The organism is Mesorhizobium sp. LNHC252B00, assembly GCF_000502955.1.
In the GTDB taxonomy this organism is placed as follows: Bacteria; Pseudomonadota; Alphaproteobacteria; order Rhizobiales; family Rhizobiaceae; genus Mesorhizobium.
This window is the reverse complement of record NZ_AYWO01000002.1, coordinates 179,773-194,618: the sequence shown is the minus strand read 5'-3', so window position 1 is coordinate 194,618 and position 14,846 is coordinate 179,773. Positions and strand designations below refer to the sequence as shown.

The 14,846-nt window shown below is 63.8% G+C and carries 14 protein-coding genes and 1 pseudogene; 9 read left to right on the top strand and 6 right to left on the bottom strand.

Going from position 1 to position 14,846, the window contains the following annotated elements:
• Positions 1–3 precede the first annotated feature (3 nt).
• From X744_RS1000000173395 to X744_RS165720, 3 genes and pseudogenes are all read left to right on the top strand, one after another.
• Positions 4–1,550: pseudogene (locus X744_RS1000000173395) on the top strand (2-oxo acid dehydrogenase subunit E2).
• Between the two features lie 66 nt (positions 1,551–1,616).
• Positions 1,617–1,790: a hypothetical protein gene (locus tag X744_RS1000000174925; RefSeq protein ID WP_023757342.1), complete on the top strand. Its 174-nt coding sequence runs from the start codon at positions 1,617–1,619 to the stop codon at positions 1,788–1,790.
• A gap of 337 nt (positions 1,791–2,127) precedes the next feature.
• Positions 2,128–3,270, top strand: coding sequence for a DUF930 domain-containing protein (locus tag X744_RS165720; RefSeq protein ID WP_023757340.1), 1,143 nt, complete (start codon positions 2,128–2,130; stop codon positions 3,268–3,270).
• Positions 3,271–3,273: 3 nt separating this feature from the next.
• On the opposite strand, the gene X744_RS165725 is transcribed toward X744_RS165720, so the two are convergent.
• Together X744_RS165725 and X744_RS165730 are read right to left on the bottom strand one after the other, a co-directional pair.
• The gene (locus X744_RS165725) at positions 3,274–3,948 is read right to left on the bottom strand and encodes an HAD family phosphatase (RefSeq protein ID WP_023757339.1); all 675 of its coding nucleotides are present in this window, start codon (positions 3,946–3,948) and stop codon (positions 3,274–3,276) included.
• 91 nt (positions 3,949–4,039) lie between these two features.
• A complete protein-coding gene (locus tag X744_RS165730) occupies positions 4,040–4,681 on the bottom strand; it encodes a hypothetical protein (protein WP_023757338.1) in 642 nt (213 codons plus the stop codon).
• Positions 4,682–4,875: 194 nt separating this feature from the next.
• Between X744_RS165730 and X744_RS165735 the strand changes: the two genes are divergently transcribed.
• The 5 genes from X744_RS165735 (at position 4,876) to ptsP (ending at position 9,657) form a co-directional block, all read left to right on the top strand.
• The gene (locus X744_RS165735; protein ID WP_023757337.1) at positions 4,876–5,313 is read left to right on the top strand and encodes a transcriptional regulator GutM; all 438 of its coding nucleotides are present in this window, start codon (positions 4,876–4,878) and stop codon (positions 5,311–5,313) included.
• Positions 5,314–5,429: 116 nt separating this feature from the next.
• Complete coding sequence (locus X744_RS165740) at positions 5,430–6,191, top strand: PTS glucitol/sorbitol transporter subunit IIC (RefSeq protein ID WP_023757336.1); 762 nt, start codon at positions 5,430–5,432, stop codon at positions 6,189–6,191.
• Positions 6,192–6,207: 16 nt separating this feature from the next.
• Positions 6,208–7,212 carry a PTS glucitol/sorbitol transporter subunit IIB gene (locus X744_RS165745; RefSeq protein ID WP_023757335.1) on the top strand — a complete coding sequence of 335 codons (1,005 nt, stop codon included), beginning with the start codon at positions 6,208–6,210 and terminating at the stop codon, positions 7,210–7,212.
• 27 nt (positions 7,213–7,239) lie between these two features.
• Positions 7,240–7,620, top strand: a complete 381-nt coding sequence (locus X744_RS165750) for a PTS glucitol/sorbitol transporter subunit IIA (protein WP_023757334.1) — start codon at positions 7,240–7,242, stop codon at positions 7,618–7,620.
• A gap of 57 nt (positions 7,621–7,677) precedes the next feature.
• Positions 7,678–9,657, top strand: a complete 1,980-nt coding sequence (gene ptsP / locus X744_RS165755; RefSeq protein WP_023757333.1) for a phosphoenolpyruvate--protein phosphotransferase — start codon at positions 7,678–7,680, stop codon at positions 9,655–9,657.
• 15 nt (positions 9,658–9,672) lie between these two features.
• Here ptsP and X744_RS165760 read toward each other — a convergent pair whose 3' ends face one another.
• Positions 9,673–10,476 carry a hypothetical protein gene (locus X744_RS165760; protein WP_023757332.1) on the bottom strand — a complete coding sequence of 268 codons (804 nt, stop codon included), beginning with the start codon at positions 10,474–10,476 and terminating at the stop codon, positions 9,673–9,675.
• Positions 10,477–10,635: 159 nt separating this feature from the next.
• Between X744_RS165760 and X744_RS165765 the strand changes: the two genes are divergently transcribed.
• Entirely contained in the window at positions 10,636–11,646 is a 1,011-nt protein-coding gene (locus tag X744_RS165765) for a sugar-binding transcriptional regulator (protein ID WP_023757331.1), read from the top strand.
• Here X744_RS165765 and X744_RS165770 read toward each other — a convergent pair.
• From X744_RS165770 to X744_RS165780, 3 genes are read right to left on the bottom strand one after another with little or no spacing between them, the layout of a single operon-like run.
• A complete protein-coding gene (locus tag X744_RS165770; RefSeq protein ID WP_023757330.1) occupies positions 11,633–12,484 on the bottom strand; it encodes a TIGR01459 family HAD-type hydrolase in 852 nt (283 codons plus the stop codon). The genes X744_RS165765 and X744_RS165770 overlap by 14 nt on opposite strands.
• A complete protein-coding gene (locus X744_RS165775) occupies positions 12,481–13,755 on the bottom strand; it encodes an FGGY-family carbohydrate kinase (protein WP_023757329.1) in 1,275 nt (424 codons plus the stop codon). The genes X744_RS165770 and X744_RS165775 overlap by 4 nt, the downstream gene beginning before the upstream one ends.
• A gap of 20 nt (positions 13,756–13,775) precedes the next feature.
• Positions 13,776–14,822 (bottom strand): class II aldolase/adducin family protein, encoded by a 1,047-nt coding sequence (locus tag X744_RS165780; RefSeq protein WP_023757328.1) that lies wholly within the window; start codon positions 14,820–14,822, stop codon positions 13,776–13,778.
• Positions 14,823–14,846: the final 24 nt, after the last annotated feature.

The following is a 14,846-nucleotide window of genomic DNA, read 5'->3' as shown; positions in this document are numbered from 1 at the left end:
TCGATGCCGACCGAAGTCATTCTTCCCAAGGTCGACATGGACATGGCGACCGGACAGATCTCGCGCTGGTTCGCCGAGGAGGGCGCGCGCGTCAAGAAGGGTGATGTGCTGTTCGAGATCGAAACCGACAAGGCGGCGATGGAGATCGACTCGCCGGCCAGCGGCGTGCTGCGCGATGTCACCGGCAAGGAGGGCGTCGATATTGCGGTCGGCGCGGCTGTTGCCTGGATTTATGCCGAGGATGAAAGCTATGTGCCAATCTCCCCCCTTGAGGGGGAGATGTCGACGAAGTCGACAGAGGGGGTTGCCCCAGGAGGCACCGTCTCGGCGCCGAGCACTGCCGAGATGACCCCACCCGACCGGCCTTTGGCCGGCCACCCTCCCCTCAAGGGGGAGGGGGGAACCCGCGCGACACCTTTGGCACNCCCCACCCGACCGGCCTTTGGCCGGCCACCCTCCCCTCAAGGGGGAGGGGGGAACCCGCGCGACACCTTTGGCACGGCGCTTGGCTCGCGAGGCAGGCCTGAACCTCTCCGGCATATCCGGCACAGGTCCATACGGTCGCGTCGTCAAAGCAGATATCGATGAGGCACTTTCCTCCCCCCTCGACGGGGAGGTGTCCGCGAAGCGGACGGAGGGGGTCCTCTCAGAAGGCACCTCCTTTGCGCCGAGCCAAGTCGAGCCGACCCCACCCGACCGGCCTTTGGCCGGCCACCCTCCCCTCAAGGGGGAGGGGGACGTTCTGCGCCTGTTCGAGCAAGGCTCCTATGATCTCGTCCCGCATGACAACATGCGCAAGACCATCGCCCGGCGCCTGGTCGAGGCCAAGACCACCATCCCGCATTTCTACCTGACGCTCGACTGCGAACTCGATGCGCTGCTGGCGCTGCGTATGCAGATCAATGCGGCAGCGCCGGTGAAGAAGACCGACAAGGGTGATGCTCCCTTCTACAAGCTGTCGGTCAACGACATGGTCATCAAGGCGATGGCGATGGCGCTGAAGGCGGTGCCGGATGCCAATGCCTCGTGGACGGAAAGCGCCATGGTCAAGCACAAGCATGCCGATGTCGGTGTTGCCGTGTCGATCCCTGGTGGGCTGATCACGCCGATCATCCGCAAGGCGGACGAAAAGACCCTGTCCACCATTTCCAACGAGATGAAGGATCTGGCCAGCCGCGCCCGCAGCCGCAAGCTGAAGCCGGAAGAGTACCAGNTCCACCATTTCCAACGAGATGAAGGATCTGGCCAGCCGCGCCCGCAGCCGCAAGCTGAAGCCGGAAGAGTACCAGGGCGGCACCACGGCGGTGTCCAATCTCGGCATGTTCGGCATCAAGGACTTTGCCGCCGTCATCAATCCGCCGCATGCGACGATCCTGGCGGTCGGCGCCGGCGAGGAGCGGGCAGTGGTCAAGAACGGCGAGATCAAGATCGCCACCGTGATGTCGGTGACGCTATCGACCGACCATCGTGCCGTCGACGGTGCGCTGGGTGCCGAACTGCTGGTCGCCTTCAAGCGATTGATCGAGAACCCGATGGGCATGCTGGTTTAATGCATGGCGGGGGTGTAGTAGCCCTGCGAATCCGGCTCACAAACAGAACGCCTTGTTTTCTCGCGCGTGAAGAACCCTGACTTCACCGATGCCGGTGACCCGTGGCTGGATACGCTGATCGCCTCACCGTGGCAGTCGCGTGCCGACTGGGCGACGGAGGGCCATTGGTTGAGCATCAACCTGCCGACCGCGCTGCCGGCGGAACAGCCGCGCATCGGCCGCGACAAGATCGCCTGCTAGGCCGAGATTGTGGACAGCGATGGTAATCGCACGGTGATCACTATTCCGCGCGGCCGCGACCCATGCCAGCCAGCCTGGCGACGAAATCGCGGCGATCGACGCTGGCTTCGTCAGCATCAATCGGTTGAATTGGTTTGGCGAAACGCGCCTGGACGAACGGCTTCTGGACGGGATACCGAGCCGGCGGAAGAGCCAGCCGATTCGGAATCGCGCCAACGCCGGGGTGGCTCGACCCCCTGTGCGTTGTCATCCAGATCACCAACCTGTCAGCGGTTAAGTTGCGCCAATCCTGTGCCCATGCTTGAACCTGCCGCGATTTCATTCCACATCGATGAGGATGAACGGCAAGACAGGAGAACGGCGGCATCTGCTGTGGGGTTTGCCCGCATCGATGATCCTGCATGCACTCATCGCAGCGCTCCTGGTCTACAACGTGCCCAAGGCTCCAGAACAGCCGCAGCAGGAGCAAGCGGTCAATGTCGCGCTCGTGCCCCCTCCTGATCAGCCAAAGCCGAAACCGCAGCCAAAGGAGCCCAAAGCCGAAAAGCTGCCGGAGCCGAAGGCTGAAAAACCACTCGAGCAGAAGATTGAAAAGTCAACTCCGGCGGAAAAACAGCCGCCGAAGCCCTCGCCGATCGAGGTTCTGAAGCCTGTTTTTCAGTTCGGCGACAGGGATAGCGGCCCCAGGAAATCTCTGGATGGGGCCAGCGCTCAAGACAACTCGCCCTCGCCGGCCAAGGATGAACAGCCGAAGCCGGCTGCCGTGCCGAAGCAGACAGACGACAAAGTTACCGCCTCGGCAGACCCAGCGGAGCCAGCAGCGAAAGAGATCGAGCCCACCCAGGAGAAGCAACCAGCTTCGGCCAAAGACGTAGATAAGCAGCAGGCGGACAAACAGGAACCGGAAGCGGACGACAATGGCAAGCAAGCAGCCGCGTCACCGACACCGTTGGCTGCTGCCGCCGATGACGGTGAGATCGAGCTTCCGACATCAGTCGAAGCGCCGAATCCCAGACCCACAAATGCGCCGAAGCCCGAGCTGCCAAAGGTCTCGAAGTCCGCAAGCGAGAGCGCCAGCAGGCCAAGTTCCGCAGACGTCGCCGCTGCATCGCGGCGCTATTCAGGGCTTCCGGGTGTTCGCAAACTCTATTCGCAAGGCGCGACCGGCGATGCGTCGGCCACAAGCTCGATGGCCGGAGTGCCTCGCGGCAAGCGGGCTGCCAAACTTTGCGCCAGTGCGTTGCAGCAGCAATTGCTGGATGCCTCATATTTTCCCGAGTTGATCCCAAGTGTTCCGCTGAAGGCCGGCAATATCCTTGACGCTCCGGATGTCGCCTTCCGCACGACAACCACCTGGTATCATCTTGGCTTCCGATGCGAGGTCGACACCAATGCGACGAGGGTCTTGTCTTTCAATTTCCGTGTCGGGCCAGTGATCCCGGCCGACCAATGGGTCCGCCTTGGACTGCCTGTTCGCTAAGAGCTAGGCCGGCACACCAAACCCAGCCAATTGCCGGCTAACTTCATGCCAATCGGCGCATACGAAATCGGCACCGGCAGCCGTCAGCCGCGCGCTGTGCTCTGTATAAGTGTGGCCGCCGCCGGTATAGCCGATCGCTGTCATGCCGGCGGCGACCGCGCCCTGGATGCCGAAGGGCGAATCCTCGATGACGATGCAGTCGGCGGGATTGGCGCTCATCTTGTCGGCGGCGAACAGAAAAATGTCCGGCGCGGGCTTGCCATTCTTGACCATGGAGGAGCTGTAGATCGCATCGCCGAAAAACCGCGCCAGTCCGGTCACGGCCAAGCTGTGATTTATGCGCTCGACGGAGGAGGATGAGGCAACGCAGCGATCACCCCCAAGCGTCTCCAGAAAGGCGGCTATTCCCGCTGTCGGGTTCAATTCCTCGGAGAACAGGACCTTGGTCTCGGCCCAGATGTCGCCGTCCGCCGCCGCCGGAAACTGGTGGCCGGTCAAATCCCTGATCTTGGCGATGATGTCGGACTGCTTCATGCCGATGCACTGGGCGATGATGCCGGTGTTGACGCCGGACATGCCGTGCTTTTCATAGACACGCTCATAGGCCCGGGCGGCCAGAGGCTCGCTGTCGACGAGGACGCCGTCGCAATCGAAAATAATAGGCCTTGGTCGCGCCACGCGCTTCTCCATCGAGTCAATTCCGCACATCGCTATCGGCAAAAAAACAAACGTTCAATAGGGCGGGTGTTTTGGGCCACAAGCCGGCAGCTCAAAGCTGGCGCAGCGCATCGCTCGCACGCGAAGTCCCGAGCGCCCGTTGCATGGCTTGCCGGGACTGTGCGCGATCCGGCGTTATCCAGTTCGGCTCGGCACCGAGGAAGCGGTCGAGGAAGGCAACCGCGTAGGCCGGCATCTCGGTCACGTTCTCGCGATAGGACCACCAGGTGCGCAGATCGTCTGCGCATTTATCGATGCTGGGCGCCGTGCCGAATTCTTGCTCGTGGATCGCCGAAATCGCCGAGACGCAGTAATTGGTATAGAGGAATCCTTCCGGCCAGAAGCGGACGATTTCCAGCGTGCCGGCATTCGTTTCCGTCTCGATCAGCTGGGTAAGGCCGGAGATTTCCCTGGCCGGCGCCTGTTTGATCAACTCGCGCAGCACCAGGCCGGCGGCAAAGACGATGAAGTCGGCGCGATCGATCGCGGCGAAGCGCTTCTGCGCCTCCATGATCTCGACCCAGTCGAGAAAAGCCCTGGTGAGCTTGGCCTCATCGATCTCGAAGCGAACGCCGAACGTGTCCGAGACCACCTTGGCGCTGCCGCGGAACGTGGCACGGAACCAGCGCAGCTGCCGCAATCGATGCCGAAGGTCGGGCATCAAGGCCAGTTCGTCCCTGAAGGGCAGATCCATATTCCTCGTATCCTGTTTCCTCGTTAGGGTAGCACAATGGCGCCGTCGCTGAAATCTGTCAGCGTTCCTGTGGATGACCGCAGATATGGTCAATATCATACATATTGACATTCTCGGAAACAAATGTTCTCACTTTGCTGTTGTCACGTGCCGGTCCAATGTGCGGTCAACTGAGGCTTCGGGAGGAGAACCGAATGGCGATTTGGCAGTGGGGACTGCTTCTGCTGGTTATTGTGTGGGCGCTGCAATCGCTCGGCGTCTGGCTGCAGATGCGACACTATTCGGATGTGTTCAGGGGCGTCACCGATCAGTACAAGGATGGCTTCGTCGGAGCCGGCAATTTTCGCGGTCGATTGGCCAAGGGTACCATCGCGCTTGTCGTGGTGACACCCGATCTGGTCGTACGCCGCCTGATGGTGATGAGCGGCCGTTCCGTGTTCACCAAATTCAAAAGACATGAAGAGTTCGAGGGCGTTCCCCTCGATCGACTCCGGTCCAACCCTGCAATCATGGGGGAGGGGGAATCCGGTGTGGCCGAGGCCGTGAAACGGGCGATCGAACAGATCGACAAAACACGGTCGGAGCCGGGGAAGAAGCCGGGTCTGTCCGGCTTGAACATAGCAAGGGCCTAGAGGACGGATGATTTTCAGGTCGGATCGACCTGAATCTGAATCCACCTCTAAATCAAAGGGACAGAGGACGCCGCGCACCGACTGGAATGAACCGGCGGGTGGCATAAGGAGGAGAAATGTCTGTATTTTCGTTGTTGGCGCAGCATGCCGACATGGCGGTGCACAATCTGCATGTCGCAGGTGCCATGGTCTCGGATGCTGCATTGCATGGCAAGCTCGCCGCCGAGCATGCTTCCGATCACCTCGTTGTCCTTGCGCAAGCGGACAGTGGACCGATCACCGTCGATCAGTTCAAGGAAAAGCTGAAGGACGTCCAGCAGGAAGAGCAACTCGGCTGGCTCACCGCGATCGGCAAGTATTTCATCGGTATCTTCCAGAAGGGCGGCGAGGTGTTCGCCGGCTTCGTCACCGGCATCATTCCGACGCTGGTGGTGCTGATGACGGCCTTCTACGCCGTCACCGAACTGGTCGGCGAAGAGCGCGTGCACGGTCTGGCGCGGGGCGCCGGTCGGGTCGCACTGACGCGCTACACGCTGTTGCCGCTGCTGGCGGTGTTCTTCCTCACCAATCCGATGGCCTACACGTTCGGATCGTTCTTGGAAGAAAAGCACAAGCCGGCCTTCTATGACGCGGCCGTTTCCTATGTTCACCCGCCGCTCGGCCTGTTCCCGCATATCAATCCCGGCGAATATTTCGTCTGGGGCGGCATTCTCGTCGCTCTGCTGGAGCTGGAAAAGAAGGGCGCCGTCGTCGCCGGTTACCACGTCAAGGTGGCGATCTGGTACGCCATCGTCGGTCTCGTCGTCATCCTGCTGAAGGGCATGCTGACCGAACGCATCACTTCCATCATGGCGCGCCGCCAGGGCGTCGAGCTGTAAGGGCGGGGAGGACATCATGGACAAGATATACAAAGCCGTACAGATTTCCCAAGGCAAGACCGGCTGGGGCGGCCCACTGGTCATCGAGCCGACCGCACAACGAAGCAAGGTTGTTTCGGTGACTGGCGGCGGCATTCACCCGGTGGCGCAGCTCATCGCCGACATGACCGGTGCCGAAGCCGTCGACGGCTTCAGGGCGCCGCCGATCGAAAGCGAGATGGCGGTCGTGGTCGTCGACTGCGGCGGCACCGCACGCTGCGGCGTCTATCCGCGCAAGCGCATTCCGACCGTCAACCTGACGCCGGTCGGTCAATCCGGGCCGCTGGCCCAGTTCATCACCGAAGACATCTACGTTTCGGGCGTAAAGCCGGCCAACATCAAAATGGCGGACGGATCCGAAACGGTCACCACTGCAGGGGGAGCAGCAGCGATGGGTTCGAGCAATAGCAATGCCACTGCAGTACCACAGCCGCTGCCAAGCGAGGGTGGGCTGATCGGCCTCATCAGCTCGATAGGCCGCGTCATGGGGCGTATCGTCGGTATCTTCTTCAATGCCGGGCGCCGCACCATCGATCAGGTCATCCGCAACGTGCTGCCGTTCATGGCCTTCGTGACCATGCTCATCGGTCTGATCCTGTACACCGGCATCGGCGATGTGCTGGCACAGCCGATGGGGCCGCTGGCCAACAACATCGTCGGCCTGCTGATCATCTCGGCGATCTGCGGCTTGCCGTTCCTGTCGCCCATCCTCGGGCCAGGCGCTGTCATCGCGCAGGTCATCGGCGTCGCCATCATCGGCCCGCAGATCGCCAACGGCACGATTTCGCCTGCGATGGCGCTGCCGGCGCTGTTTGCCTACAATACCCAGGTCGGCTGTGATTTTGTCCCCGTCGGCCTGGCGCTCGGCGAGGCGAAGCCGAAGACGATCGAGATCGGTGTTCCGGCGGTGCTGATCAGTCGCCAGATCATGGGCCCGGTCTCGGTGCTGATCGCCTGGGTCGTCAGCCTGATCGTGTTCTAAAGATAGTTGGAAAATGAGGTTCGCCATATGACGGTTCTTCTGAGAACGCGGGTCACTTCCGTCGGCCCCGAAGTGGCGGACCTCGCCGAAGCGGGCGTGGTCATCCTGTTTGCGGATGGCTCGCCGCCGGAGCTTGCCGAGGTTTCGGTGCTCCATCAGACCGAGCAGAGACCAAGTGACGGAGCGCCCGCCAAGGGCGCTTCGATCACCCTCGGCCCGGTTTCAGCTTCCATAACGGCGGTCGGCGCCAGCGCATGGAGCAAGGTGTTGGAAATGGGCCATGTCGTAATCTCGTTCAACGGCGCCGCCGAGGCCGAGAGGCCAGGCGAAATCTGCGCATCGCCGGTCGATCCGGAAGCGCTCGTGGCCGCCCTGAAGACCGGTACGATCATCACCATCGCCGCCTGACGGCATTCGCGCCGTCACCCATCTGGCGGTAGCGCCAGGAAAAGCAGAGTATTTGCCATGGAACGCTCGACCATCGTCAGAGTGCATGAAGGTCTGCACGCCCGTCCCGCGACGCGGTTCGTCAAGCTCGCCAAGGGTTTCGAATCCGATGTCGAGCTGGTCAAGGACGGCAAGGCGGTGAGCGCCAAGAGCTCGGTCAAGCTGATGCTGCTGGCGGTCAAGGAGAACCAGGAGGTCACCGTTCGGGCCAATGGCGCCGACGCCATCGAGGCCATCGAGGCGTTGATCGGCTATCTGGAAAATCCGAGGGCCGGTCTCGAGGATGAGGAACACCAGCCGACCGGCGATACCGGGCCGAAGCCGGCGGTCAAGCCCGCAACCGAATCCGCACCGGCGTCACCTCGAGCTGCAACCGGCTTGCGTGGTGTGGCCGCGAGCGAAGGCTTCGCCATCGGCCCGGCCTTTGCGCATTTCCCGCCTGATATCGCCGGGCAGGGCCGCGTGTTGCAGGCCGAGGAGATTGCCGGCGAGATCGACAGGTTCCGCGCCGCTGTCGCCGCAGTCCAGACGCGCATGGACCATGCGCTGGCGCAGGACAGCCTGTCGGCTGGAGACCGCGGCATCGTCGCCGCGCTCCGTGACATCGCCGCCGACGCCAGCCTGACCGGCGAGGCCGAAAGCCTGATCAGGGGCGGCAACGACGCGATTTCGGCTGTCATCACGGCGGCGTCCACCATCGCCGCCGATTTCAGCGCTGTCGATGATCACTATCTCAACGCACGGGCGGATGACGTCCACGCGGTCGGCCGGCAGATCTGCCTGGTGCTGCTTGGACAGGACGATGTCAGCCTCGAGAACATCCCTCAGGGAGCTATCCTGATTGCCGATGACATCGGTGCCTGGGATCTGGCGCGCGCGCCGCTGAAGCGCATCGGCGGCGTGATATGCGGCCATGGCGGCGCGACCTCTCACATCGCCATTATCGCCCGCTCGCACGGCATTCCGGCGGTGCTCGGCCTCGGCGACCATGTCAATGCCTTGCGCACCGCGCGAGAAGTCGCGCTCGACGGCAACAATGGCCATGTGATCATCGACCCCGACGAGGCGACCCGCGCCGATTTCGCCGGCCGCGTCGAAGCGGCGGCAAAAGAGCGCGCCGGGTTGACCGTCTTCAAGACGGTGACGCCGAAACTCGCCGACGGCAGGATCATCGAGGTCGCGGCCAATATCGGCTCGCTGGAGGAAATCGAGGCAGCACAGGAGGCCGGCGCGATGGGCATCGGCCTGTTCCGCACCGAGCTTCTGTTCATGCGCCACATGCACCTTCCCTCCGAAGACATGCAGGCGGAGACCTACGCGGCGCTGGCCAAGGCATTCTCGCCATATCCGGTCATCGTGCGGACGCTCGACATTGGCGGCGACAAGCCGATTGTCGGCATCGAATTTCCCGACGAGGAAAACCCCTTCTTGGGCTGGCGAGGCATTCGCATGTGCCTCGACCGGCCCGACATCTTCAAGCGCCAGCTGCGGGCGCTGCTGCGGGCGGCCGTGCACGGCAACATCAAGGTGATGTTGCCGATGGTCTCCGATATCGGCGAGGTCAGGCAGACGCGTGTTCTGGTCGATGAATGCGCCGCCGAACTGAAGGCCGAGGGTGTGCCGCACGCGGCGTTCGATCTCGGCGTGATGATCGAGACTCCGGCCGCCGTGCTGATCGCCCCGGCGCTGGCCAGGGAGGTCACTTTCTTCTCGATCGGCACCAATGATCTCACTCAGTACATCATGGCCGCCGACCGGCTCAACCCGACCGTGGCCAAGCTCAACGACGTCACCAATCCGGCGGTCATGTCGGCAATTGAAATGACGGCCAAAGCCGGCGTCGCCGCCGGCATCATGGTCGGCATGTGCGGTGAGGCGGCCGGTCGTCCCGACCTTATCGCCACCTTCGTGGGGATGGGGCTGACCGAGCTATCGATGAGCCCGGCTTCGATCCAGCGCGCCAAGAAGGCGATCATGGCGATGGCGGCGGAAGGCTAGCCGGAGTCTCGACAATTACGGCAAATGGGCAAGCAAGGTGGCGAAAACGGATGTCAGTTCGGCGATCGGGTTCGCCATGGCGCAGGCCTGAACGATACGGTCGCGGCGAATATCGGCTGCCAGGATCGCGATCTCCAGCATATCAGGTTCCGGCGAACCGTCCCTGCCGGTGGTTGCCAGGCCGCAGGCCAAGACGAGCGGCGCCAGGCAGCTTATGTCGAGCGCTTGGCCGCTCGCCCGCGCCGACGTTTCCGGCGCGGTCTCGGCAAAGCGAACGGGACGCTGGTTGAGGCACTCGACCAGCAGCGCCGAACAAATGGCCGCGATCGCCTGCAATCCGGCGCCCGGCGCGGCCAATGCGGCCAAAAGGTCGCCATGCCGCTTGCGCATCGTGGCATGGACGGCGGCAAAATCAGCTTCGTGGATGCGGGCATTGTCGATATTCAGGCCGGCAAGCACCGCCTTGGTCAGATAGTACATATCGCGCCGGAACAGGCGCTCCGCGCTCAGCTGGCGATCCTCGTTGCCGACCGGGAAATAGGTGCCGAGGCCCTTCACGGTTGTGCCGTCCACCTTTATCGGGCGCTCGTGCGGGACGAAGGATTCAGCGATCGACAGCGCTTCGTCGACTGCACTCGCGGCATGGCTGAGCAGGTCTTCGATGCCCTTGCCCGGAAACGACGGCAGATGGCTGGTTGCCTCGCGCAGAATACTGGCGTCGCCGCTGCCGTCATGGCGGCTCTGGCGGATGGCATCGCGGACTTCCCGCAGCCGGTCCTTCAGGTTGACGCGGACATCTTCGGAGATTTGTCGGAGCATGGCGGATCGCCTCGAAATTGCTGCGGATGGCCACCAACAGCGAGTGGCCACCACCTCTACATTGTTCCTATCGATTGGTAGATCAATAGGCGATACTAGACCAGCATGCAGAATCGGCGACGGCGCGCTCGTCCTTCGCCGCAGGGGGGAGAGACACGCGTGGGCAGGCGACGACAGGGTGAAAACGGCGACGGCCGCGGCGAGGCAACCGAGCAGGTCGCCGGCGAGAGCCGGACCGATCGCCTCAGGATCCGCGCCGCCTGGATGTATTTCGTCGAGCAGATGACGCAGAACGAGATCGCCGATGTGCTCGGCGTCGGCCGCGTCACCATCGTGCGCATGCTGGCGGATGCCCGCGCACGCAATGAAGTCAAAATCAGCATTGAGAGCGAATTGTCGGAGATCGTGCGGCTGGAGCGCGCCCTGGAAAAGACGTTCGGCTTGCAACAGGCGCTGGTGGCACCGCTTTCCGCGCCCAATGCCGACCCGGTCCAGGCGATCAGCGCCAAGACCGGCAGCTTCCTGTCAGATACGATGAAGTCCGGCATGCGCGTCGGCGTCGGCTGGGGCCGGACGCTGTTCTCGAGTCTGCCCTTCATCAGTGCCAAGTCGCTCACCGACTTCAAGGTCATTTCGCTGCTTGGCGGTGTCGGCGTCGTGCGGCGCTACAACCCGGCAGAGTTCGCCTGGCGCTTCGCCCAGATCTTCCAGGGTGACGGCTATCTGATCCCGACGCCGGCGGTAGTCGACAGCGTCGAGACCAAGATCGCGCTGGTCGAGCGCTGCGGCCTGCAGGAGGTTTTTGAGATGGCCAACGTGCTCGATGCCGTTCTGCTGAGCGTCGGCGGCATCGCCTCGGCCACGACCTTCTCTCTGGGCGGCTTTCTCAAGGAAGCGGATCGGGAGGCCCTGCTTGCGCGTGGCGCCGTTGGCGACCTGCTGTTCCATTTCTTCGACCGCAATGGCGATTTGGTCGACCATCCCGTCAACAGCCATGTGATGTCGGTGGACGTCGACCGTCTGCGCAAGGCGCCGATCCGCATCCTCACCTCGGGCGGTGCGGAGAAGACCGAGGCGCTGCTCGGCGCCATGACCCTGATCGCGCCAACGATCCTGATCACTGACGAGGAAAGCGCACGGCGCATGCTGGAAGCGGTCAGCGGAAGCTGAAGCTGTCCGTAATATAGTCCGGCCACGCCTGCTGTTCGTCGAAAACGGCGGCGAGATCCGGTGTGCCCGCCAGTATTCCACTGAGCACCAGCGCCGTGGCGACGCCGGCGCTGTTTCCTCCTGATATGTCGTGCTCGACGCTGTCGCCGATGCAGACCACGGTGCCGCGGTCCGGCTCGCCTGCCAGCGCCAGTGCCGCGTCGAAAATCGCCCTGTAGGGCTTGCCGATGCGGGTGACGTTGCCGCCCAGGCTCTCATAGAGGTCCGCCAACCTGCCGGCGCCGAAGCGTGGGCCGAGGGATGTCAGCATGACGGAGTCAGGGTTGGTGCAGAAGCATGGCACCCGCCGCGCCGCTGCCGGCTCGAGCAGGTGGCGGTAATGGTCGAGGTCGTAGCGGTCACCCTCGCTGGCCGAGATCAGCACCAGTTCGGCGTCTTCGCCTGCCTCGGTCAGCATAAAAGGCAGGCCCTCGATGGCCGTGCGATCGTCGTCGCGGCTGATCAGCAGGCATTTTGTCCCCGGGCGCAGCTCTCCCGATGCCGCCATGTCATGAAAGGATCGCCACGCGACCTCTCCGGAGGAGACAAAATGGTCCCAGCTTCCCGGTTCGAAGCCGAGTTTTAACAGCCGGCTTTCATTGGGCTGCGCCCGCTTGCCGGAATTGGAAATCAGCACCACGGTCTTGCCGGCGTGCTTCAGAGCCCGCAGGGCCGCCACCGCGCCCGGATAGGGCCATGTGCCGTCATGCAGCACCCCAAACTGGTCGAGCAGCAACACTTCGTAGCGTTCTGCCAGCGGCCCGATGCCGTCCAGACGTTCGATCCGTTTCACGCTCACAGAAGCCCCGCTTGACTTGCGCCCTTCAGCGCCAGCCGCGCTGTGCCGGCGGCGGCTTCGTCGGAAAGCACGGGCAGGAAATCGACGCCCAACTTGCGCTGCCGGATCGCAGTCCAGGCCGGGTTTGCCGCGCCACCGCCGACGCTCCTGACCGATGTCAGCGCAGGAGCGCCGAGTTCGGCAAGCCTGTCATAGCCGAGTGCTTCGATCGCGGCGATGCCCTCGAACATCGCCTGGAGATAGTCGGCGTCGTCCGTTGGACGGGGCACAAGGCGTGGCGGCAGCGCCGGATCGGCGATCGGGAAGCGCTCGCCAACGGTGCTGAGCGGGTAGTAGTCGAGGCCGGTCGTGGTCGTGGGGTCGATCGCCGCGCTGAGTTCGATGATCCGCGCGAGCGGAAAATGCTGGGCCAGCACCTTGCCGCCGGAATTCGACGCGCCGCCGGCCAGCCAGGCATTGCCGAGCCGATGGCTGTAGATGCCGAAGCGCGGCGCCGAGATCGGCCGATCGGACAGGATCTTGATGGTCAGCGAGGACCCCAGCGCGGTGACGCCATCGCCGATGGTCGCTGCGCCGGTTGCCAGGAACGAGGCGCAGCCATCCGTGGTGCCGGCGACAACGGCCACGTCGCGCGGCAAGCCGAACAGGTCCGCGGTGGCAGCGGTGAGGGCGCCGGTGACATCGCCCGGTTCGACGACGCGCGGCAGCAACTCCATGCGCATGCCGGTCGCTGCGATCCAATCCGGCCAACGGCGGACTTCGACATCATAGCCTGTCTTCAGGGCATTGTTCTCATCGCTGACATCGAAGCGGCCGGAGAGGTTTCCGGCGATCCAGTCAGCCTGGTGCAGCATCTTCGCGACGCCGGACAGGCGCTGAAACTGGAGCGCCTTGGCAAGCCCTGATGTTGGGCCATGCGCAGCACTTCCACCCGGCGCCTCGCGGATGATCGCGGCCAGGATGTCGTCATCGGTGACCTTGTCGTTGTACATCAGCGGCTCGGCCAGCGGTCGCCCGGCGCCATCGATCGGCAGCAGCGTGCCCGACGTGCCGTCGACGGCGATGGCGCGGACCGCTGCACGATCGATGCCGGAAAGCAGTTCCGTCAGCGCTGCGCCAGCCGTCGACCACCACACGGCGGGATCGCGGGGGTTTGGGCCGAACCTGTCGAGCGGAACAGCCGAATGCCCGGCAATGGAGAAATCCGGACGCATCGCCACGGCGCGCGCACCCGACGTGCCGATGTCGATGCCTATGGCAAGTGGCATCATGGCATCGGTCCTTTTCGGGATCATGCTCCGCCGGCCGCGTTGAGTTTTTGGCGATACTGCTCGGCGTCCCAGTTGATCAGCTCGTTGTTCTCGGCGGCGGTGAGATAGTTCAGCCGCGCCGCGACGTCGATGCGCGCCGTCACGTCGGCGAGGCAGCGTTGCATGGCGTCGGCTCCGGCACTGGCATCGCCGCGCATCAGTACGCCAGCGCCGGGAAACAGGATCGCCGCCGGCGCCGTGCCCAGCCGCGCGACGACATCAGCCGCGGTCTCGCCAGGCCCCGCCACGACGGAACCCGGGCCCAGGAAGATGACGTGGTCCGGATAGAGGCTGCCGCCCTCCGCCATGCGGCGGCTCTCCGGGTCGAGCGCGACCGCATGCGCTTCGACATTGGCCGGCAACCTGTAGCCGCTGTCGCCGGCAAGCACCGTCAAGGCGGCAAGGTCGGGCGGCGCGGTCGCGCGCGCCGGCCGGGCCAGCAGGGACCTGACTCGGCGTAGCAGAAGCTCCGCCCCGGCGACGGTTTCTGCGGCGACGACCAGCCCGTGATTGCCAAGAACCAGCACGTCGACATCAGGTCGAAGCTTCTCGGCAATGCCGCGGGCAAGCGGCAGGCCTGGCCGGAAATAGGGTACATAGGCCCATTCGATGCCATCGAGCCGCCTGGCGACCTCGGCCTCACCATCGGCTTGCACGGCAAGCGAGATGGTGTCGACGCAGTGGACATGCAGAACGACGCGCTGCGGCATAAGGGCGTGGACCGTGGTCTCGATCGACGGGCGCAGGCCGCGCGGGTTGAGCGCCGCGATGGTGAAACCCTGCGGCTGGTCGGCGGCGCGGTCGCGCTGTTCGACAGCCTTGAGCAGCGGCGCCATGGCCACCGGCACCATGATGTCGTCGCTGAGCGCATCCTTCAGCCATGTGCCGGAGGCCTTGATCCATAGCGTATCGCCGGCTTTCAGCGAAGTGTTGCCGCCTGCCGCCTGGGTCAGGTGCGGGCTTCGCCCGATGCTGGCCGAAAGCGCCCGCAAGGCCGCCAGTTCCTTCGCGTCAGCTTGGGTTGCCATGGCGCTTTTCCTCCAACGGCTCGG